The sequence below is a fragment of the Streptomyces sp. NPDC040405 genome (genome assembly GCF_055595765.1).
The window spans coordinates 1-19,703 of sequence record NZ_JBVIVI010000026.1; the positions used below are offsets into that span (position 1 = coordinate 1).

17 protein-coding genes are annotated in these 19,703 nt (G+C 72.0%); 7 read left to right on the plus strand and 10 right to left on the minus strand.

Annotated elements, in window-relative coordinates:
- The first annotated feature begins 367 nt into the window (after positions 1-367).
- Entirely contained in the window at positions 368-574 is a 207-nt protein-coding gene (locus ACZ59A_RS43740; RefSeq protein WP_009717477.1) for a cold-shock protein, read from the plus strand.
- Between the two features lie 242 nt (positions 575-816).
- Here the strand turns inward: ACZ59A_RS43740 and ACZ59A_RS43745 are convergent, their stop codons facing one another.
- From ACZ59A_RS43745 to ACZ59A_RS43775, 7 genes are all read right to left on the minus strand, one after another.
- Positions 817-3,204 carry a HelD family protein gene (locus tag ACZ59A_RS43745; protein WP_470971223.1) on the minus strand — a complete coding sequence of 796 codons (2,388 nt, stop codon included), beginning with the start codon at positions 3,202-3,204 and terminating at the stop codon, positions 817-819.
- A 163-nt stretch (positions 3,205-3,367) separates the two neighbouring features.
- On the minus strand, positions 3,368-4,141 hold the full coding sequence (locus tag ACZ59A_RS43750) for an anti-sigma factor family protein (protein ID WP_468055099.1): 774 nt from the start codon (positions 4,139-4,141) through the stop codon (positions 3,368-3,370).
- On the minus strand, positions 4,138-4,626 hold the full coding sequence (locus ACZ59A_RS43755; RefSeq protein ID WP_234365368.1) for a sigma-70 family RNA polymerase sigma factor: 489 nt from the start codon (positions 4,624-4,626) through the stop codon (positions 4,138-4,140). Before ACZ59A_RS43755 ends, ACZ59A_RS43750 begins: the two co-directional genes overlap by 4 nt.
- A 265-nt stretch (positions 4,627-4,891) precedes the next feature.
- Positions 4,892-5,509 carry a CGNR zinc finger domain-containing protein gene (locus ACZ59A_RS43760; protein WP_470971154.1) on the minus strand — a complete coding sequence of 206 codons (618 nt, stop codon included), beginning with the start codon at positions 5,507-5,509 and terminating at the stop codon, positions 4,892-4,894.
- Positions 5,510-5,779: 270 nt separating this feature from the next.
- Positions 5,780-6,934: a uroporphyrinogen-III synthase gene (locus tag ACZ59A_RS43765; protein WP_470971157.1), complete on the minus strand. Its 1,155-nt coding sequence runs from the start codon at positions 6,932-6,934 to the stop codon at positions 5,780-5,782.
- A 160-nt stretch (positions 6,935-7,094) separates the two neighbouring features.
- Positions 7,095-8,489, minus strand: coding sequence for a nitrate/nitrite transporter (locus ACZ59A_RS43770; RefSeq protein WP_470971159.1), 1,395 nt, complete (start codon positions 8,487-8,489; stop codon positions 7,095-7,097).
- A gap of 143 nt (positions 8,490-8,632) precedes the next feature.
- Positions 8,633-9,604 carry a LysR family transcriptional regulator gene (locus tag ACZ59A_RS43775; RefSeq protein WP_470971162.1) on the minus strand — a complete coding sequence of 324 codons (972 nt, stop codon included), beginning with the start codon at positions 9,602-9,604 and terminating at the stop codon, positions 8,633-8,635.
- 88 nt (positions 9,605-9,692) lie between these two features.
- Between ACZ59A_RS43775 and ACZ59A_RS43780 the strand changes: the two genes are divergently transcribed.
- The 5 genes from ACZ59A_RS43780 (at position 9,693) to yicI (ending at position 16,453) form a co-directional block, all read left to right on the plus strand.
- Positions 9,693-10,958: an MFS transporter gene (locus ACZ59A_RS43780; RefSeq protein WP_470971164.1), complete on the plus strand. Its 1,266-nt coding sequence runs from the start codon at positions 9,693-9,695 to the stop codon at positions 10,956-10,958.
- Positions 10,959-11,115: 157 nt separating this feature from the next.
- Positions 11,116-12,432: an ABC transporter substrate-binding protein gene (locus tag ACZ59A_RS43785; RefSeq protein ID WP_470971167.1), complete on the plus strand. Its 1,317-nt coding sequence runs from the start codon at positions 11,116-11,118 to the stop codon at positions 12,430-12,432.
- A complete protein-coding gene (locus tag ACZ59A_RS43790) occupies positions 12,429-13,325 on the plus strand; it encodes a carbohydrate ABC transporter permease (protein ID WP_470971169.1) in 897 nt (298 codons plus the stop codon). The genes ACZ59A_RS43785 and ACZ59A_RS43790 overlap by 4 nt, the downstream gene beginning before the upstream one ends.
- Positions 13,322-14,143: a carbohydrate ABC transporter permease gene (locus ACZ59A_RS43795; RefSeq protein ID WP_470971172.1), complete on the plus strand. Its 822-nt coding sequence runs from the start codon at positions 13,322-13,324 to the stop codon at positions 14,141-14,143. The genes ACZ59A_RS43790 and ACZ59A_RS43795 overlap by 4 nt, the downstream gene beginning before the upstream one ends.
- A gap of 21 nt (positions 14,144-14,164) precedes the next feature.
- Positions 14,165-16,453 (plus strand): alpha-xylosidase, encoded by a 2,289-nt coding sequence (gene yicI, locus ACZ59A_RS43800; RefSeq protein WP_470971174.1) that lies wholly within the window; start codon positions 14,165-14,167, stop codon positions 16,451-16,453.
- Here yicI and dacB read toward each other — a convergent pair.
- On the minus strand, positions 16,434-17,996 hold the full coding sequence (gene dacB, locus ACZ59A_RS43805) for a D-alanyl-D-alanine carboxypeptidase/D-alanyl-D-alanine endopeptidase (protein WP_470971177.1): 1,563 nt from the start codon (positions 17,994-17,996) through the stop codon (positions 16,434-16,436). The two genes, yicI and dacB, sit on opposite strands and share 20 nt — an antisense overlap.
- A gap of 112 nt (positions 17,997-18,108) precedes the next feature.
- Between dacB and ACZ59A_RS43810 the strand changes: the two genes are divergently transcribed.
- Positions 18,109-18,576, plus strand: coding sequence for a DUF3592 domain-containing protein (locus ACZ59A_RS43810; protein WP_470971179.1), 468 nt, complete (start codon positions 18,109-18,111; stop codon positions 18,574-18,576).
- A 9-nt stretch (positions 18,577-18,585) separates the two neighbouring features.
- Here ACZ59A_RS43810 and ACZ59A_RS43815 read toward each other — a convergent pair whose 3' ends face one another.
- Positions 18,586-19,020 carry a glutaredoxin domain-containing protein gene (locus ACZ59A_RS43815; protein ID WP_470971182.1) on the minus strand — a complete coding sequence of 145 codons (435 nt, stop codon included), beginning with the start codon at positions 19,018-19,020 and terminating at the stop codon, positions 18,586-18,588.
- 3 nt (positions 19,021-19,023) lie between these two features.
- Positions 19,024-19,665 (minus strand): TetR/AcrR family transcriptional regulator, encoded by a 642-nt coding sequence (locus ACZ59A_RS43820; protein WP_470971185.1) that lies wholly within the window; start codon positions 19,663-19,665, stop codon positions 19,024-19,026.
- Between the last annotated feature and the right edge of the window lie 38 nt (positions 19,666-19,703).

Below are 19,703 nucleotides of genomic sequence, written 5' to 3' on the forward strand. Positions count from 1 at the left end.
TCAGCTGGCTGACCGCGGTACCGCTCGCGGGAACCTCCAGCCGGACCGTCATCGAGTACGAGACGCTGGGCGCCGTTGCCATGACCGTCTTCCTCTGCTTTCCCTTGTGCCAGGTGTTCCGGGGCCCGCTATGGCCGGGCCACGCCCTCAGATGGTTGCACCTACCTTCTGGTACCAGGTAACCCGGCCCGACTTTCGGACATATTGTTCTGACATACCAGGGTGGGGTCAGCCGAGTGGAAAGCCCCACTCCTTCGCGGGAACGCCGGGCGAGGCGGGCCGTTCCCGCAGCCCACGGCCCTAGGCTCTGGCGCGCACAGCGCCGAACGACGTCCACCGGCGTCGAGGAACACAAGGAGCAGCGGGCATGGCTCAGGGCACCGTCAAATGGTTCAACGCCGAGAAGGGCTACGGCTTCATCGCCCAGGAGGGCGGCGGGCCGGACGTCTTCGTCCACTACAGCTCGATCAACGGCAACGGCTACCGCAGCCTGGCGGACGACCAGCGGGTCGAATTCCAGATCGTGCAGGGCCGTAAGGGGCCACAAGCCGAAGAGGTCCGCGTCCTCGGCTGAGGACGCGGACCTCTTCGCTATGACGTTGTAGGTGGCACCGACCCGCCATGCTCGCCTCGCGGCAAGTGGTCGCTCGTAGCGACGATGGTTGGGCCCGGGGGCTTGGATCGAGCCGGTGCCACAGCAAGGCTAACAAACCATCCCCGGAAGCGATTCCCCGCCGGACGGGCCGATTTCGCGACGTCCCCCGGTCGGCCCCGGGACGGCTCTCGATCGGCCCCCGGCCGTCCCTCAGTCGGCCTTCAGTCGGCCCTCAGCAGGTCCGGGACGCCGTCCCGGTCCGGGTCGTCGCGCTCCCCCGGGACGACCGTCAGCCGCTGGGTCGCCCGGGTGAGCGCCACGTACAGCACCCGCAGCCCGGCCGGTGACTCGTCGGCGATCTCGGCGGGCGAGACCACCACCGTCGCGTCGTACTCCAGCCCCTTGGCCTCCAGGCTGCCCAGCGCCACCACCCGCTCGCCGAGCCCGGCCAGCCAGCGGCGGGCCTGCTCCCGGCGGCCCATGGCGACGACGACGCCGACCGTGCCGTCCACCTCGTCCAGCAGCCGGGCCGCCTCGCCGCGGACGTGGCTTCCCAGGTCGCCGTCCGGCTGCGCCGGGAGCGGCGCGAACCGCGGGACGGCGCCGGTCGAGCGGACCGCGCGGGGCGAGGGGGTGCCGGGCATCGCGAGCGCGAGGACCTTGGCGGCCAGCTCGGCGATCTCCGCCGGGTTGCGGTAGTTGACGGTGAGGGTGAAGCGGCGGCGCGGACGGGTGCCCAGCGCCTCGTCACGGGCCTCGGCCGCCTCGTCCGGAGCGGACCAGGAGGACTGCGCCGGGTCGCCGACCACCGTCCACGTGGCGTGACGGCCGCGCCGCCCGACCATCCGCCACTGCATGGGCGTCAGGTCCTGGGCCTCGTCGACGATGATGTGCGCGTAGTCGGCGCGCTCCTGCTCCGCCCGGTCCGCGCGGCCGCGCCGGGGGGCGGAGCGGTCGGCGAACGTGGTCAGCTCGTCCAGCCCGGTGAGCTGGTCCAGCGGATCGACCTCGCGGGGTTTCGCCGGACGGGCCGGGGCGCCCAGGATGGTGTACAGCTCGTCCAGCAGCGCCACGTCGTGCACCGACAGCGGGCCGTGCCCGGCCGGGCCCAGCCGGGCCAGGGAGCGGGCCACCAGCCGGGCCTCGCGCGGGTTCAGCACCCGGCGTGACCAGCGGATGAGCCGCTTCTCTTCGGCCATCGCGGCGAGCACGGAGCGCGGGGTCAGCTCGGGCCACCAGGCGTCGAGGAAGTCGGCGAACGCGTCCTCGCCTGAGATGTCCTCGTCGAAGCCCTCGCGCGCCTCGGCGGCCAGTTCGGGGTCCGTATAGCGCCGCGGGCCTCCTGTACGGGCCCACAGGGCGTCCAGCAGCAGCCGACGGGCGCGCGGGCGCAGCAGGTTGACGGGCGCGGTGCCGCCCAGCACGTTCTGCCGGATGCGGCGCAGCTCCTCGGCGTCCAGCTCGATACGGGCGCCGAAGGCGACGACCCGCAGACGCTCGGGCGGCCCGCCGGGTCTCTCTCCTCTGCCGGGCGTCTCGGTCATGTCGTCCAGACTCAGCTGGCCGCCGCCGTCGGTGGCCGGGTCCGCGGGCGGCAGCTCCAGGGCGCCACGGGCCGCCTTGCGCAGGACCTTCAGCATGCGCGAGGAGCCCTTGATCCGGGCCACGGCCGGTTCGTCGTACGTGGTGGCCTCGGCGCCCTCGACCAGGGAGCCGACCGCGCGGATCGCCACCTGGCCCTCCTCGCCCAGCGAGGGCAGCACGCCCTCGGTGTACGCGACGAGCAGCGGGGTGGGGCTGACGACCAGGATGCCGCCCGCGTACCGCCTGCGGTCCTGGTAGAGCAGATACGCCGCGCGGTGCAGCGCGACCGCGGTCTTGCCGGTGCCGGGGCCGCCCTCGACCTCGGTGACGGAGGCGGCGGGGGCGCGGATCACCATGTCCTGCTCGGCCTGGATGGAGGCGACGATGTCGCGCATGGTGTGGCCGCGGGCCTGGCCGAGCGCGGCCATCAGCGCGCCGTCGCCGACCACCGGCAGCACCTCGCCGCCGAGGGTCGCGGTCAGCTCGGGGCGCATCAGGTCGTCCTCGACGCCGAGCACCCGGCGGCCCTTGCTGCGGATCACGCGGCGGCGGACGACCCGGCCGGGGGCGACCGGGGTGGAGCGGTAGAAGGGGGCGGCGGCGGGGGCCCGCCAGTCGATCACCAGCGGGGAGTAGTCGGCGTCCAGCACTCCGATGCGGCCGATGTGCAGGGTCTCCGCGATCTCCGCGCGGTCCCCGCCCGCACCGTCCTCGCCCGGCCGGATGGCGTTGTCGGCGGGATCCACGGAGGTGTACGCACCGTCCGGGCCGCGCTCGCCGTCCTTGCCGAGGAGCAGATCGATGCGGCCGAAGAGGAAGTCCTCGAACTCGCTGTTCAGCCGGTTGAGGTGGACCCCGGCCCGGAACACCTGGGCGTCGCGCTCGGCGAGTGCGCCCGGGGTGCCGACCTGGCCGCGCTTGGCGGCGTCGTTCATGAGGAACTCCGCCTCGTGGATCTTCTCCTCGAGACGGCGGTACACACGGTCCAGATGGGTCTGTTCGATCCGGATCTCACGGTCCCGGATTCCGTCCCCACCGTCACGCGGCGGGGCCGTCCGGCTTTCGTGCGTGACGTTCCGCGTAACGTTCTGCGTGGCGTTCTGCGCGGCCACCCAAGCCCCCTTCTGTGTACATAGGGCAGCCGTCAACCGTACACCCACCCGTGCGCGCCACTCAGATATTGACCACTCAGATATTGACTTCGGCCAGTCGCTGGCCGTCGAGGGTGCGGACCTCGAAGCGGGCGATGTCGCTCTCGTTCATCGCCGCGCCGCCCTGCGCGTACAGCGGCTCCTTGTTCCAGCGGGAGCCGTCGCCGTCCTTGATCCCGTAGCCCGCGCTGGGCACGGCCCACGTCGTGACGGTCTCCTCGTGACCGTCCTTGCCGATGGCGATCAGATCGCAGCTCTTGGGCCCCTTGAGGTTGCCCAGCTTGAGCGCGATGGCGGTGCCCCAGCCCTTCTGGGCCAGCGAGACCGAGGCGTCCACCTTGGTCGCGGGGTCCACCGAGCTGTACTTCTTGCCCTGGTCGTAGGCCGCCTGCGCCGGGTTGGCCGCGGCGGCCGGGGGATTCGTGCCGCCACCGCCGTCGTCGCCGCCCGAGTTGACCGCGGCGCCCGCGAGCGGGCCGCCGACGATCAGAAGGCCCGCGGCCGCGACGAGGAAAAGCCGCCTGCGGCTCTTCGCGCGGCGGCTGACCGTCACCTCGTCCAGCAGTCGGCCCAGCATCTCGGGCCCGGGGCGGGCGGTGAGAGCGGCGGGGTCGCGGACGGCCGTGCCGTCCGCGTTGGTCGCGTAGTCCGCCAGCAGCGGGGGGATGCCCATCAGCCCGTCCAGCTCGGCCGCACACCGGTCGCACCCGATCAGGTGCTCCTCGAAGCGGGCCGCGTCGGCCGCGTCGAGGACGCCGAGCGCGTAGGCGCCGACGGCGGTGTGCTGCTGGTCGTCCGCTGTCGGCATCATGCCGAGACCCCCCGTTCCTCAAGTGAGAGCTTGAGCGAACGCAGCGCGTAGTAAACCCGGGAACGTACGGTCCCGGGCGGCACGCGCAGCACTCCCGCAGCCTCACTCACCGTCCGTCCCTTGAAGTATGTCTCGACGAGCGCTTCTCTGTGCGCATCGGACAGGTCATTCAGGGCATCGGAAATGGTCATCTGACGGAGCGCCCGATCTATGTCATCTGCTGCGGGCATGACATGAAGGGGGGCCGCGTCGACCTCTTGGGGGCGGGCACGGCGGCTTCGGTGGCCGTCGATGACGATGCGGCGAGCCACGGTTACCAGCCACGGGCGTACGGAACCGCCGCTGCGCTGCAGCTGGTCGGCGTTGCGCCATGCCCGTAAAAGCGTCTCCTGAACCACGTCCTCGGCGCGGTGCCGGTCGCCTGCGACCAGGCGCAGGACGAAGGCGAGAAGCGGGCCCGCATGCTCCGCATAGAGCGCGCGCATCAGCGCGTCGTCCGGTGTCGTCCTCTCGGTCACGAGGGCATCTTTGCGTACGCAAGGCGCTGGGTCGAGGGGCGTACGGGCTGGAATGATCCGCAGTTCATTCACAACCCTGTGACATTCCTCCCACTTCTGCGGTGAACATTTGCCGGGCCACGGCACGTACTTGAGCCCGAGAACCCGGCGCCGGGCGGGCGTCGGCCACCATAAAGGGCTCCCTCCCCAAACACCGCCCCGCAGGCCCCGGTCCCCCCATCCGGGGCCTGCGTCATGTCTGAAACTCGTTCATGTTTTGCTCGTGCTTTGGGTTTGAACGGCGTCGGTGGCGTGCCACGCGCTCCCGATTGCCGCACAATTCGCTGGAGCACCAGCGGCGGCGCCGCCCCCGCGAGGTGTCCAGGTACACCAGTGAGCAGCTCTCCCCCTCGCAGTGCCGCAGCTGCCCGCGCGCGACGGGGTCGGTGAGCAGGGCGACGGCGTCGCGGGCGATCTGCGCGAGCAGCGCCCCGCAGTCGGGTGCGGCGGCGAGCCGGGCGACGAGGGTGCCGTCGGTGGCGCGTACGGCCCTTACGGCGGGCGGGGCGGTGGCGGCGAGCGCGTTCACCCGCTCCAGGTCCGGCCCCGCGGCCCTTCCCTCGACCTCCGTGTGCACGATGCGGTGCAGGAGGTCGCGGGCGGCCCGGAAGCGGGTGAGCCAGGCGCTGTCGACGGCGTCGAGGGCTTCGCCGCGGGGGATGAGCCCGGTGCCGAGCAGCCACGCCCTGAGGGGTTCGACGCCGTCGAGGCGTTCTACGGGGGTCTCGCTGAGGCGTCCGTCGACGGTGGCCACCAGGTCCAGGCAGATCCGCCCGGAGTCGAACCGCAGGTCGAAGGCGTCCACCGCCATGTTCCTGTCACCTCCCGGGGCTCCCCTCCAGAGTGCCCGGCCCAAGCCCGGCCCGATACCCCGCCCCGGCCTCAGGTTGGGGGCTCCGCCCCCAAACCCCCGCTCCTCAATCGCCGGAGGGGCTGGAGTTCGGACCCGTTGTGGGCAACCGTTCCGCCGCGGGGCACCTCCCAGCGGTAGCTGGGGGAGGGACAGGTGGGCACAACGCGGCCACCGGGCCGCACCCGGCGACGCAAGCGCAAGGGGCAGCAACCCACCCCGCACCCGCACCTACGCGTCGCCGTACTTCGTGTCGGCCACCGGGTCCAGGGCCAGCCGATACCCCCGCTTGACCACCGTCTGGATCAGCTGCGGCGCGCCCAGCGCAACGCGCAGGCGAGCCATCGCCGTCTCCACGGCGTGCTCGTCGCGCCCCGCCCCCGGCAGCACCTTCAGCAGGTCGGCACGGGCCACGACCCAGCCCGGGTGCCGGGCGAGGGCCCGCAGGAGGGCCATCCCGGCGGGCGGGACAGTGCGCAGCTCGCCGTCCACGACCACCGCGTGGCCACGGATCTCCAGGCGCCGCCCGGCGACCGGCAGGGGCCGCACACGGCCCGGCAGTTCGGCGGTGAGGAGCTGGACGAGGGGGCCGAGCCGGAAGCGTTCGGGCTGGCTGGTGGGGACGTCGAGGGCCTCCAGCGGCAGCGCGGTCACCGGCCCGACGCACGCGGCCAGCACATCGTGACGCAGCGCGTCGAGCAGATCCGCGCGCATGCCGCGCCGCTCGGCCCGGTCCAGCAGGCTCGCGGCGGCGGGGGCGCTGGTGAAGGTGAGGGCGTCCACGGCGCGGGCGACCGTGGCGTCCAGCAGCCGGTCGACGGGCCCGATGTCCTCCGGCGGCATCCACCGGTAGACCGGCACGCCGACCACCTCCGCACCCCCGGCGCGCAGCGACTCGACGAAGCCGGGCAGCGGCTCGCCGTGCAGCTGGACGGCGATGCGGCGCCCCTCGACGCCCTCCTCCAACAGCCGGTCGAGCACCTCGGCCATCGATTCGGAGGCCGGGTACCACTTCTCGGTGAGCCCGGCGGCCCGAATGGCACCGCGCACCTTGGGCCCGCGGGCCAGCAGCTCGACGTCGCGCAGCCGGTTCAGCAGGGCGTCGCCCAGCCCCCAGCCGTCGGCGGCCTCGACCCAGCCGCGGAAGCCGATGGCGGTGGTGGCGACCACCACGTCGGGGGCGTGGTCGACCAACTGCTTGGTCGCGGTGAGCAGTTCGGAGTCGTCGGAGAGCGGGACGATCCGCAGCGCCGGAGCGTGCACGACGGCCGCGCCGCGCCGTAGCAGCAGGGCGCCGAGTTCATCGGCGCGGCGCGCGGCGGTGACGCCGACGGTGAACCCCTCGAGGGGGCCGACGGTCGTCGCCTGATGGTGGTCTCGCTGCATGTGGCTCTGGCTCTCGTCCCGGTTCAGTGTCGTATGCGCGCCTTGAGGTGAGTCGTCATCCTGGCGCCGTCCCGTGACGGACGCGGTTCCGGGAAGTTTCCCGGGTGTAACGGGGCGTACGGTCACGGGCACCCACCGACCGTACGCCTACACCACGGGCTCATACATCCGCGTAGGCGGGCTGCTGCGCCGTCCGCTCCTCCGGCACACCGGCCCCCGCGGGCCGGGCCGCGGCCGGGGTGCGGCGGAGGTATACGGCCCAGGTCACCGCCGAGCACAGGGCGTAGAAGGCGAGGAAGGAGACGAAGGCCGGGGTGCCGGAGTGGGCGCTGCCGAACGACTGCCGGAAGGCCAGGTTGATGCCGAGGCCGCCGAGCGCGCCGACCGCCCCGATCAGCCCCATCGCCGCGCCGGACAGCCGCCGCCCGTACGCCGCGGCCTCCTCGCCGATGAGCCCCCGGGCGGCGGCCTTGGCCTGGAAGATGCCGGGGATCATCTTGTACGTGGAGCCGTTGCCGAGCCCGCTGAGGACGAAGAGCACGATGAATCCGGTGAGGAAGACGGTCAGCGACTTCTGCGCGGAGGCGTAGACGACCACGAGCGTGGCGGCGGCCATCCCGGCGAAGTTCCACAGCGTGATCCGCGCGCCGCCGTAGCGGTCGGCCAGCCGCCCGCCGACGGGGCGGATGAGGGAGCCGAGCAGCGGGCCGATGAAGGTGAGCGAGGCGGCCTGGAGCGGGGTGCGGTCGAACTGGTTCTGCAGCACCAGACCGAAGGCGAAGCTGTAGCCGATGAACGAGCCGAAGGTGCCGACGTAGAGCAGCGCCATGATCCAGGTGTGCCCGTCCCGGGCCGCCTCCCGGGCCGCCCCGCCGTCGTTCTTCACCGGCGCCAGGTTGTCCATGAAGAGCGCCGAGAGGACGGCCGCGACCACGATCAGCGGAACGTAGACGGCCAGCACGATCCGCGGGTGGGAGGCCCCGGCCGTGCCGATGACGAGCAGGCCGATCAGCTGGATGACCGGCACCCCGATGTTGCCGCCGCCCGCGTTGAGCCCGAGCGCCCAGCCCTTCTTCCGCAGCGGGTAGAAGGAGTTGATGTTGGTCATGGAGGACGCGAAGTTCCCGCCGCCGACCCCGGTGAGCGCCGCGACCACCATGAACGTGGTGTACGAGGTGCCGGGCTCCATCACCACGGCGGCCGCCACCGACGGCACCAGCAGCATCGCGGCGCTGATGATCGTCCAGTTGCGCCCGCCGAAGCGGGCCACGGCGAAGGTGTACGGAACGCGCAGGATCCCGCCCACCAGGGTGGGCATCGCGACCAGGAAGAACTTCCCGGCCGGGTCGACCCCGTACTCCGGGCCCATGAACAGCACCATCACCGACCACAGGCTCCAGATGGAGAAGCCGATGTGCTCGGACAGGATGGAGAAGACCAGGTTCCGGGTCGCTATCCGCTCCCCCTTCTCCCGCCAGAACGTCTCGTCCTCCGGGTCCCACTCCTCGATCCAGCGGCCTCCCTTGCGGGCGGCGGTGGTGGTCGGGGCAGTCATCGCGCCTCCACGGTGCTCGGTGTCGCTTCCTGACGGTAGGCACGACGGATTACCAAGCTGTGCCGACAGGTGACCGGCACGAAACCTTGCTCTCACCCACCGGGACGGGGTGCCGTGAGGCGCTGAACGCGGATCGCGTCCCTTCAGAGGCCGCCGAGGCCCGCCTCCGGGCGCGGCAGCCAGGCGCCGGGCGGGCGGTGGAGCCAGCGGCCCCCGGCGGCGAGGGTCCGTACCGCCGCGTGGAGGGCGTCCAGCGCGGGGTGGACGAGACCGCGGCGCCAGACCATGGAGACCGGTGAGAGCGGTACCGGGTCGGCGAGCGGGCGCAGCACGGTGCCGGGCAGATCGGTGAAGACCTCGCTGGCCAGGACCGACCAGCGGCGCTTGGTCACCACGCGGATGAATTCGGCGTCCCCCTCGATCTCCGGGAACGGTTCGGCCATCGCGATGCCGCGCCCCGCGAAGAGCTGGGCGGCCAGGTCGGTCCACTCGGCGGTGGCCTCGTTGCCCGCCGCCGCGTACAGGGTCTCGCCCGCGAGCGCGGACAGCGGTACGGCGGGCAGGCGGGCGAGGGGGTGGTCGTCGCGGAGGAGTACGGCGATGCGCTCGTGGCGGACCGGACGGTGGTCGAGGCGGGCCAGGACGGCGGGGTCCAGGCCGTGGGCGCGGCCGAAGGAGACGTCCAGCCGCCCGGCCAGGAGCTCGGCGGCGGCGCCGGTGAGGCCGCTGTGGAAGCGGGCCACCAGCTCGGTGTCGGGGGCGAGGCGGCGCGCCTCGGCGAGCACCCGGCTCCCGGTGGACACCGGGGCGGCGACATCGACCAGCAGCGGGCGGCGCTCGGCCCCGCTGAAGGCCGCGGCCAGTTCGTCCTGCGCCTGGAGCGCCCGGCGGGCGTACGGGAGCAGCCGCTCGCCCGCCGCCGTGAGGGCGACCTGCCGGGTGGTGCGGACGAACAGTTCCGCGCCCAGCTCGCGTTCGAGTCGGCGGATGTCGCGGCTGAGCGCCTGCTGGGCGACGTAGAGCCGGGCGGCGGCGCGGGTGAAGTGCAGTTCGTCGGCGACGGCGGTGAAGGCGCGCAGCAGGCGCGGCTCGATGTCCCGGTTCACGCGGCCCATCCTGCCCGGGAATTGACAACGGCAGTGCGTGAATGGGCCCGGATCAGGTGTTGGACGGGCTCGGGGCGGGGCCGGGACCGTAAAAAGGGTGATCCTCTTCCTCGCGTCCCGACCCGTCGTCCCCCGGCCCACCCCTTCCCGGCCCGCGCCGCCCCGTCGGTCGCCGCTCGCCCCGTACCGCCGGATCTTCCGTGCGCCCGGGACGCTCGCCTTCACGCTGTGCGCGCTCGCCGGGCGGCTGCCGGGGGCCATGCTGGGCGTCTCCACGGTGCTCATGATCGCCACGGTGCGCGACTCGTACGCCCTGGCGGGCGCCGTCTCGGCGACGGGGGTCGGCGCGACGGCGCTCGCGGGGCCGCTGCTCGGGCGGCTGACCGACCGGTACGGGCAAGCGCGGATCGCGGCCCCCGCCGTGGCCGTCTTCGCGCTCGGCGCCACCGCGATGCTGCTGTGCGTACGCGGCGGCGCCCCGGCCTGGACGCTGTTCTGCTGCGCGGCGGGCTCCTCGGGCGTGCCCAGCCTGGGCTCGATGACCCGCGCCCGCTGGGCCGCGCTGCACCGGGACGACCCCGCCGCACGGCACACCGCGAACTCCTTCGAGCAGGTCGTCGACGAGGTCTGCTTCATGGCGGGCCCGGCGCTGGCCATGGTGCTGTGCACGGCGGCCTTCCCGGAGGCCGGGCTGCTGACGGCGGCGGCACTGCTGGTCACCGGCACGCTGCTGTTCGCCGCCCAGCGCCGCACCGAGCCGCCGGCACACCCGCGCCCCGCCGCCCCGGCCCGCGTCCTGCGCACGCCCGGGCTGCGGGTCGTGCTGGTGGCCTTCCTGGCGACCGGCGCCGTCTTCGGCTCGATGGAGGTCGTGACGGTCGCCGCGGTCGGCGCGTACGGCGGCTCCTCGGCGAGCGGCGCGGTCCTCGCCCTCCAGGCGGCCGGGTCCGGCGCGGCCGGGCTGGTCTTCGGCGCGCTCCCGCCGCGCGGTTCGGCGGCCGACCGCTTCGTGGCCGGTGTCGCCGCCATGGCCCTGGCCGTGCTCCCGCTGCTCACCGCGGACAGCCTCGCCGTCCTGGCCCCGCTCCTGTTCCTGGCGGGCATGGCCACGGCCCCCACGATGATCACCGGCATGACCCTGGTCCACCGGCTGGTTCCGGCCGCCCGTCTCAACGAGGGCATGACGCTCGCCTACACCGGCCTGCTCACCGGCATCTCCGCGGGCGCGGCGGCGGGCGGCTGGACCGTCGACCACCTGGGCCCGGCCGCCGCCTACCCCGCCCCCGTGACGGCCGCCGCGCTGGCGCTGGCCGTGGCCTGGGCGGGCCGGAGCCGACTGGCGGAGTCCCTCCCCCGCGCCTGAGCGTACGAGCCACACGGGCTCGGGCCGCACGGGCTTCCCCAGCATTTTGTCAACGCCATTGACATACCTCTCCGCGCCCACCTATACCTCTGCCCATCGAAGCGCTTCGACGAACGTTGCACGTGCACATTCCTCCCAACCCTCCCGGAGGCAGTGGATGTTGACGGCACGGAAACGGACGGAACGACGGACGAGCCGAACGGGGCCCGTCATCGCGGCCGCGCTCGCTGGGGCCCTGGTCCTGGCGGGATGCGGGGGCGGTGGGGACGAGGCCGGGGACGGCAAGACGCTCACGTTATGGCATTACGAGGCGCCCAACGGGGCGATGGGCGCGGCCTGGAACCAGGCGATCGAGGAGTTCAAGAAGAGCCATCCGGGCGTGACGGTGAAGTTCGAGGAGAAGGGCTTCGAACAGATCCAGAAGACCGCCTCGATGGTGCTGGGGTCGGACAGCGCGCCCGATCTCATGGAGTACAACAAGGGCAACGCCACCACCGGGCTGCTCTCCAAGCAGGGGCTGCTCACCGACCTGACCCCGGAGGTCACCAAGCGCGGCTGGGACAAGCCGCTCCAGCCCGGGGTGCGCACCACCAGCCGGTACGACGCGCAGGGCGTGATGGGCTCCGGCAAGTGGTTCGGGGTGCCGAACTACGCCGAGTACACGATGGTCTTCTACAACAAGACCCTCTTCGAGAAGCACAAGGTGAAGGTCCCCACCACCGCTGCGGAGTTCACCGCCGCGCTGGAGGCGTTCAAGGGCAAGGGCGTCACCCCGCTCGCGAGCGCGGGCGCCGAGTACCCTGCCCAGCAGTACGTCTACCAGCTGGCCCTCACCAAGGCCGACCGCTCCTGGGTGGACGCGTACGAGCAGTACAAGGGCAAGCCCGACTTCCACGACGCCGCCTGGACGTACGGCGCCACCACCTTCGCCGACTGGGTGAAGAAGGGCTGGATCGCGAAGAGTTCGAGCGGCACCAAGGCCGAGGACGCGGGCGCGGCGTTCATCGCGGGGAAGTATCCGATGTTCTTCTCCGGCAGCTGGTGGTTCGGCCGCTTCAAGTCGGAGATCAAGGACGAGTGGGGCACGTTCCCCTTCCCCGGCTCGAAGCTGACGCTCGGCTCCGGCGGCAATCTGTGGGTCGTCCCCAAGGGCGCGAAGAACAAGCAACTCGCGTACGACTTCATCGACATCACGATGAAGAAGGGCATCCAGAACACCCTGGGCAACAAGGGCGGCGTGCCCGTGGCCGCCGATCCGGCCGCGATCACCGACCCCAAGGCGAAGAAGCTGATCCAGGACTTCACCGCCTACTCCGACCGCGACGGCCTCGCGTTCTACCCGGACTGGCCGGTGCCCGGCTTCTACGACACCCTCGTCTCCGAGACCCAGAAGCTGATGACGGGCAGCGCGAAGCCCGACGCCTATCTGGACGCGCTGGAGAAGGCGTACGAGGCGGGCGCGCCGAAGGGATGAAGGCACGCCGCGAGTATCCGTACAGCCTCTTCCTGATCCCCGGCGCGCTGGCGTTCCTCGCCATCATCGTCGTCCCGTTCCTGATGAACACCGGGATCAGCTTCACCGACTGGCAAGGCGTCGGCACCCCGCGGTGGACCGGGCTGGAGAACTACCGGACCCTCCTGGACGACGACGCCTTCTGGGAGTCCTTCCGGCACAGTCTCGCCATGGTGGTGGCCATGGCGGCGATCCCGACCGCGCTCGGGCTGGTGCTGGCCGCCGCGCTGTTCGACTTCGTCGGCAAGTACTTCGGCGCCCGCACCGCGAGCGTCCTGCGCGCCTGCTTCTACCTTCCGCAGGTGCTGCCGATCGCGGTGGCGGGCATCGTCTGGAGCTGGATCCTGGCCCCCGAGGACGGCGCCCTCAACGATCTGCTGAAGGCCGTGGGCCTCGGCTCGCTGCGCCACGACTGGCTGGGCGACCCGGACTTCGCGCTGTACAGCGTGATGGGCGTGATGGTGTGGGTGCAGCTGGGCTTTCCGCTGGTGGTGTTCATGGCGGGCCTCCAGCGCGTCGACCCGGCGCTGTACGAGGCGGCAGAGCTGGACGGCGCCTCGTGGTGGCGGCGGTTCTGGCACGTGACGCTGCCGCAGATCCGCCCCGAGATCTACGTCGTGCTGCTGTGGTGCACGATCGCCGCGCTCAAGGTGTTCGGCGCGGTGTACGTGCTCACCAAGGGCGGCCCGGGCGGGGCGACCAATGTCCCCTCGTACTTCTCCTTCCAGTCGTTCTTCGAGAAGACGCAGGTCGGCTACGGCTCCGCGGTCTCGACCGTGCTCACCGTGATCATCCTGGCGCTGGCCCTGGCCGCCCTGCGCCTCCAGACGAGGGCGGAGGACCAGGAGCGATGAGGGCCTTAAGGCGATATCCGGTGCTGGCCGCGCTGATCGTGGCGGCCGTCCTCATGGTGCTGCCGTTCCTGGTGGTCGCCCTCAACGCGGTCAAGTCGCCCGCCGAGTACTCCGCGAACGGGCCGCTGAGCCTGCCGCGGGGGCTCCATCTGGACGGGATCACGGACTTCTGGGAGCGGGTCGACTTCGGGCGGAAGCTGATCAACTCCGTGCTGATCTCGGGGTCGGTGGCGATCGGCGCCGCCGTGCTGTCCGTGCTCAACGCGTACGCCATCGGCATCGGCCGGGTGAAGGGCCGACCCTGGGTGCTGGCCTTCTTCGTGCTGGCGAACATGCTGCCGCAGGAGGCGCTGGTCTACCCCGTCTACTACCTGTCGAAGGAGGTCGGGCTGTACGACACCCGGCTGAGCGTGATCCTCGTCTTCAGCGTGATCCAGGCCGCGTTCGGCACGTATCTGCTCTCCTCCGTACTCGGCGCCTTCCCCCGGGAGATCATCGAGGCGGCCCGGATCGACGGGGCGAACAAGTGGCAGGTGCTGTGGCGGGTGGTGGTGCCGGTCAGCCGCCCGACCATCGGGGTGCTGCTGGTGTTCTTCTTCATCTGGACCTGGAACGAGTTCCTGCTGCCGCTGGTGATGCTGATCTCCAACGACAACCAGACGGTGTCGGTCGCCCTCGGCGTCCTCCAGGGCCAGCGGCTGATGGACGCCACCATGACCAACGCGGCCGCCCTGCTCGGCGTGGTCCCCGCGGTCATCTTCTTCCTGATCTTCCAGCGGACCCTGACCCGCGGCATCGCCGCGGGCGCGGTCAAGTAACGCAATCGAGGAGCGCCGCACATGAAGTTCAGCGACGGCTACTGGCTGCTGCGCGAGGGCATCACCCCGGGGTATCCGACCGGGGTCCTCGACGTGGAGACCGGCCCCGGCAGCCTCACCGTGCACGCCCCCACCCATCCGGTCCGCCACCGCGGCGACCTCCTCAAGGGCCCGGCCCTCACCCTGACCTGCACCGCGCCGATGCCCGGCGTGATCGGGGTCCGGCTCACCCACTTCGCGGGCGGGACGGACCGTGGCCCGTCGTTCGAGCTGGCCACGGCGCACGACGAGGCCGAGGCGTGCTGCGACGAGGACGAGGCCCGGCTCACCTCCGGCGCCCTCACCGTGCGCATCGCCCGCACCGGCCCCTGGCGCGTCGCCTTCGAGGCGGAGGGGCGCACGCTCACCAGCAGCGGGCCGAAGGACGCGGGCATCATGGAGACCGCCGACGGCCGCCACTATCTGCGCGAACGGCTGCTCTTACGCGTCGGCACCTCCGCGTACGGCCTCGGCGAGCGCTTCGGCCCGCTGGTGAAGAACGGCCAGACCGTCGACATCTGGAACGCCGACGGCGGCACCGCCACCGAACAGGCTTACAAGAACGTCCCCTTCTACCTCACCGACGCGGGCTACGGCGTCTTCGTCGACCACCCCGGCGAGGTCTCCTTCGAGGTCGGCTCGGAGGCGGTCTCCCGGATCCAGTTCAGCGCCGAGTGCCAGGAGCTGACGTACTACGTCATCCACGGGCCCACCCCCAAGGACATCCTGCGCACCTACACCGCCCTCACCGGCCGCCCCGCGCTGCCGCCCGCCTGGTCCTTCGGGCTGTGGCTGTCCACCTCCTTCACCACCTCCTACGACGAGGAGACGGTCACCGGCTTCGTGGCCGGCATGACCGAGCGGGAACTGCCGCTGTCCGTCTTCCACTTCGACTGCTTCTGGATGCGCGAGCACCACTGGTGCGACTTCACCTGGGATCCGCGCGTCTTCCCCGACCCGGCGGGCATGCTGCGACGGCTGCACGACCGGGGCCTGCGCGTCTGCGTATGGATCAACCCGTACATCGCGCAGCGCTCCCCGCTCTTCGCCGAGGGCAAGGCGGCCGGTCATCTGCTGAAGCGGCCGGACGGCTCCGTATGGCAGTGGGACCTGTGGCAGCCCGGCATGGCCCTGGTCGACTTCACCAGCCCCGCCGCGCGCGCCTGGTACGCCGAGAAGCTGACCGCGCTGCTCGACATGGGCGTGGACTGCTTCAAGACCGACTTCGGCGAGCGGGTGCCGTTGGACGTGGTGTACGCGGACGGCTCCGACCCCGAGCGGATGCACAACTACTACACCCACCTGTACAACCGCACCGTCTTCGAGGCGCTGCGCGAGCGGCGGGGTGAGCGCGAGGCCGTCGTCTTCGCGCGCTCCGCGACCGCGGGCGGCCAGCAGTACCCGGTGCACTGGGGCGGCGACTGCGAGTCCACGTACGAGGCGATGGCCGAATCGCTGCGCGGCGGGCTCTCCCTCGGGCTGTCCGGCTTCGGCTTCTGGAGCCATGACATCGGCGGCTTCGAGGGCACCCCCGACCCCGCGCTCTTCAAGCGCTGGATCGCCTTCGGACTGCTGTCCTCGCACAGCAGGCTGCACGGCTCGTCCTCGTACCGCGTGCCGTGGCACTTCGACGAGGAGTCGGTCGCGGGCTTACGCTTCTTCACCCGGCTGAAGCTGCGGCTGATGCCGTACCTGTACGAGGCGGCGCGGCAGGCGCACGGCGAGGGCGTGCCGGTGATGCGCGCCATGGTCCTCGAATTCCCCGGCGACCCGGGGTGCGCGGGGCTTGAGCGGCAGTACATGCTCGGCGGCGATCTGCTGGTCGCGCCGGTCTTCGACGACGAGGGCGAGGTCGCGTACTACGTACCGGACGGGGTGTGGACCCATGTGCTGAGCGGCCGGACCGTGCGCGGCCCGCGCTGGGTGCACGAGCGGCACGGCTTCCTGAGCGTGCCGCTGCTGGCGCGGCCGGGCGCGGTGATCCCGTTCGGCGCGGCGTACGACCGGCCGGACGCGGACTGGGCGGACGGCATCACGCTGCGGGTCTACGAACCCTCCGCCCTGCCCGGCACCGGGGTCACCGTGCGGGTCCCGGCCCCGGACGGCTCGACGGCCGTCGCCTTCACCGTCGTACGGGACGGGGAGACCCTGCGCGCCGAGGCCGACCGGCCCTCGGCGCCGTGGCGGGTGGAGGTGGTGGGCGGGCCGTCCGCCGACGCGGAGGCGGGGACGGCCGCCCTCACGCTGGCGCTCAGCAGCGCCGGGGCTTGATCCAGGAGCACTCCAGGTCCGCCGTGCTTCCACCTCGTACGGCACGGGGTCGCACCGCCTCGGTGCGGCCCTCGCCGGACTTCGCGAGCGTCACCACGATGGCGTCCTCCAGGCTCTTCACGGACGGCGCGAGGTAGTTGTTGAGGACGATGCTGTAGACCAGCTCCCGGCCGTCCGCGTCGGTGACGTAGCCGGAGAGCCCGGAGGCGCCGGTCAGGGAGCCGGTCTTGCCGCGCGCGTTGCCCGCCGCCGGGGTGCCGCACATGCGCGAGCGCAGCGTGCCGCCGACGAAGCGGTCCGGGGCGCAGGCCACCGGCAGCGAGCCGTACCAGTCCGCGTACCAGGGCTGCTGACGGACCGACAGCAGCAGCTCGGCGAGCTGCCCGGCCGCGATGTTGTCCATCCGGGACAGCCCGGACCCGTCGACCTGGCGCGCCGCTCCGGTATCCACGCCGAGCTTCTTGAGGTAGTCGGCGATGGCGGCCAGCCCGGCGTCCCAGGTGCCCCGGCCCGCCGTCTCGTAGCCGATGGCCTTGGTCAGCACCTCGGCGTGGATGTTGTTCGACAGCTTCATGAACGGGATCAGCAGCTTCTTGAGCGGCATCGACCGATGCGCGGCGAGCGGCCGCGCGTCCTGTGGCGTGGCCCGGCCGAGCCGGGTGGGCCCTTCCATGCGTACGCCGTGCTTCTTGAGCGCGTCGGCGAACACGGCCGCGGCGTACCCGGTGGGCTCCCAGACGCTGACCCACTCCTTGGCGGTCTGCGCCCCGGCCGCGATGGCGCCGCTGACGGTGATGGTGTTGCTGCCGTGCCGCCGTTCGACGGTGAGGCCGCCGCTGCCGGTGGTCGCCCGGTTGTCGATACGTACATACGCGGTCCCGGGCGTGACCGTGACCTTCGGCCGCTCCCCCTTGGTGGCACCCGGCGCGACCTCGACGATGACGCTGCCCGCGTCGTAGTCGGTGTCGGGGGCGAGGGTGAGCGGGGAGATCTGCGCCGCGTAGTACGACGACTCGTCGTCGGCCGCCCAGGAGCGGCCCGCGCGCTGCGCGTCGAACCGGGTGTCGTCGGCGATCAGCCGCCCGGTGACCCGGCTGATGCCCGCGTCGGCGACGTCCTTGGCCAGCCGGTCGTAGTCCGCGGCGAGCATCGTGGGATCGCCGGTGCCGCGCAGATACAGATCGCCGCGCAGGGTGCGGCCGTGGCGGGTCCCCTCACCCAGGACGTCGGTCCGGAAGGTGTGGTCGGGCCCGAGCAGGCCCATGGCGGCGGCCGAGGTGAACAGCTTGGTGTTGGAGGCGGGCATCAGCCGGTCGTCCGCCCGGTGCCGGTACAGCACGGCACCGGAGTCGGCGTCGGCCACCACCACCCCGGCGGCCCCGCCCTTCAGCAGGGGGTCGGCGAGGATCGTGTCGAGAGCTGTGTCGATCCCGGCGCGCGAGGCATCGGCCCCGGCCGGGGAACTCCAGGTGAGGGTGCAGACCAGCCCGATGACGAGGGGCCAGGCCCAGGCGCGCGCACGACGGTTCAAGGGTCTCCTCATGCCACGGGAGGATCCCGCACCCCGCCACTTCGCGACAGAGCGCCGGGAAGTGACAACCTGAGTTCCGGATCGGGGGAACCGAACACGACGAAAGGCGAGTACAACGATGGCCATGCCCGGAGCCGGTCTGCTGTGTATCGCGATCGGCCTCTTCCTCTACGCCTGCGCCGTGCGCGACGCCCGGCTGGTGCGACGGCTGCGTCGCGAGGGGATCCATACGGAGGGGGTCGTGGTCGCCAACACCATGGACCACCAGGCCCGGAACCGGAACCCGCAGGGGAACCCAAAAGGGAACCCGAAGGGGAACCCAAAAGGGAGCCCGAAGGCGAACCGGAATACGACCCCGACGCCCGTCATCCGCTTCCATGACCACCGGGGCCACGAGGTGGAGTTCAGGACCGCGATCCAGGGCGTCGGCCTGGGGCTGGCGACCGGCCGGACGGTGGACGTGATGTACCTCCCGGACGAATCGCGGAAGGCCCGGGTCTGGATGCGGCGCCACATAGTGGGCCCGATGGCAGGAATGACCCTGATCGGCACGGTCTTCCTCGGCTTCGGCCTGGTGATCGCCTCGGTCTGACGCCCGCCGTCAGACCGCGCTGGAGAGCTGCTCGCGCACCCAGCCGGGATCGGGGTTGGTGTGCGGTCGGCCCGCCACGACGACCGTCGGCACGGTCTCGTCGCCGTCGTTGGCCGCCCGCACCGCCGCCGCTCCCTCCGGGTCGCGCCAGATGTCGACCCAATGCGCCCGGCGGGCGCGGTGGCCCAGCCGGGTGCGCAGCCGGAGGCAGTACGCACAGCCCGGCCGCCAGTAGACGACGGGCCGGCCGTCGGCCGCGCTGCGGCGTTGCGCCTCCAGCGCGCCGATCGACCGCGGGAAGACGAGCGGCGAGTTCACGCCCGCGAGCAGCACGAACACCAGCAGGAGTGCCGCGGCCGTACCGGGGCTCCCCTTGAAGATCAGCCCGGTCGCGAGACCGGAACCGCAGAGCACCAGCAGCACCGGCAGGGTCCACGCGCGCATCGGTCAGCCCTCCACGGACATCGTGAGGCTGCCCGGCAGGGCGGCGACGGCCTCACGGAGGCGTACGGCCAGGTCCCGCTTGGCCGGGGGCGTGGCACTGCCTGCCTGGTCCACCCAGCCCGCGACCGCGCAGTGGAACGCGGCGATCAACATGTCCACGGCCAGTCGGGGCCGTACGTCGTCCACGCCGCCGAGGCCGAACCGACGCCGCAGGATCTCCCGCGCCTCCCGCGTCGTGACCTCGCAGAACTGGAGACCGTGCGCACCCATCGAGGGGGTCCGCAGGGCGAGTTGGCTGCTGAGCAGGAACCGGCGCGCCCAGTCCTCGTCGTCCACGCGCTCCAGCGCGGCCAGCAGCGCGTCCCGCCCCAGCTCCACCAGCGGCAGCCCGCCCGGGTCCGCGGTGTCCAGCTCCTCCAGGAAGGCTCGCCACAGGTCCTGGTGGGGGGCCATCGCGACGTCTTCCTTGCTGGTGAAGTTCCGGAAGAACGTGCGCTTGGAGACCTCCACCGCCTCGCACAGCTCATCCAGCGTGACCCCGCCGAAGCCGCGCTCCGTGAACAGCTCCAGGGCGGTGTCGATCAGCGCCTGACGGGTGCGCCGCTTCTTGCGTTCGCGCAGCGACGAGGTGGGGGCGGCAGTCACGACGACGAGTGTAACGCGAACGCGAATGCCACTTGCGC

What these genes read in the sequence shown, in the direction of transcription:
- ACZ59A_RS43810 (WP_470971179.1), top strand. Translation starts at nt 18,109, where the DNA reads ATGCCCGGAGCCGGTCTGCTGTGTATCGCGATCGGCCTCTTCCTCTAC.
- ACZ59A_RS43760 (WP_470971154.1), bottom strand. Translation starts at nt 5,509, where the DNA reads ATGGCGGTGGACGCCTTCGACCTGCGGTTCGACTCCGGGCGGATCTGC.
- ACZ59A_RS43785 (WP_470971167.1), top strand. Translation starts at nt 11,116, where the DNA reads ATGTTGACGGCACGGAAACGGACGGAACGACGGACGAGCCGAACGGGG.
- ACZ59A_RS43765 (WP_470971157.1), bottom strand. Translation starts at nt 6,934, where the DNA reads ATGCAGCGAGACCACCATCAGGCGACGACCGTCGGCCCCCTCGAGGGG.
- ACZ59A_RS43750 (WP_468055099.1), bottom strand. Translation starts at nt 4,141, where the DNA reads ATGATGCCGACAGCGGACGACCAGCAGCACACCGCCGTCGGCGCCTAC.
- ACZ59A_RS43755 (WP_234365368.1), bottom strand. Translation starts at nt 4,626, where the DNA reads ATGCGCGCGCTCTATGCGGAGCATGCGGGCCCGCTTCTCGCCTTCGTC.
- ACZ59A_RS43770 (WP_470971159.1), bottom strand. Translation starts at nt 8,489, where the DNA reads ATGACTGCCCCGACCACCACCGCCGCCCGCAAGGGAGGCCGCTGGATC.
- ACZ59A_RS43790 (WP_470971169.1), top strand. Translation starts at nt 12,429, where the DNA reads ATGAAGGCACGCCGCGAGTATCCGTACAGCCTCTTCCTGATCCCCGGC.
- ACZ59A_RS43775 (WP_470971162.1), bottom strand. Translation starts at nt 9,604, where the DNA reads ATGGGCCGCGTGAACCGGGACATCGAGCCGCGCCTGCTGCGCGCCTTC.
- ACZ59A_RS43740 (WP_009717477.1), top strand. Translation starts at nt 368, where the DNA reads ATGGCTCAGGGCACCGTCAAATGGTTCAACGCCGAGAAGGGCTACGGC.
- ACZ59A_RS43795 (WP_470971172.1), top strand. Translation starts at nt 13,322, where the DNA reads ATGAGGGCCTTAAGGCGATATCCGGTGCTGGCCGCGCTGATCGTGGCG.
- ACZ59A_RS43815 (WP_470971182.1), bottom strand. Translation starts at nt 19,020, where the DNA reads ATGCGCGCGTGGACCCTGCCGGTGCTGCTGGTGCTCTGCGGTTCCGGT.
- dacB (WP_470971177.1), bottom strand. Translation starts at nt 17,996, where the DNA reads ATGAGGAGACCCTTGAACCGTCGTGCGCGCGCCTGGGCCTGGCCCCTC.
- yicI (WP_470971174.1), top strand. Translation starts at nt 14,165, where the DNA reads ATGAAGTTCAGCGACGGCTACTGGCTGCTGCGCGAGGGCATCACCCCG.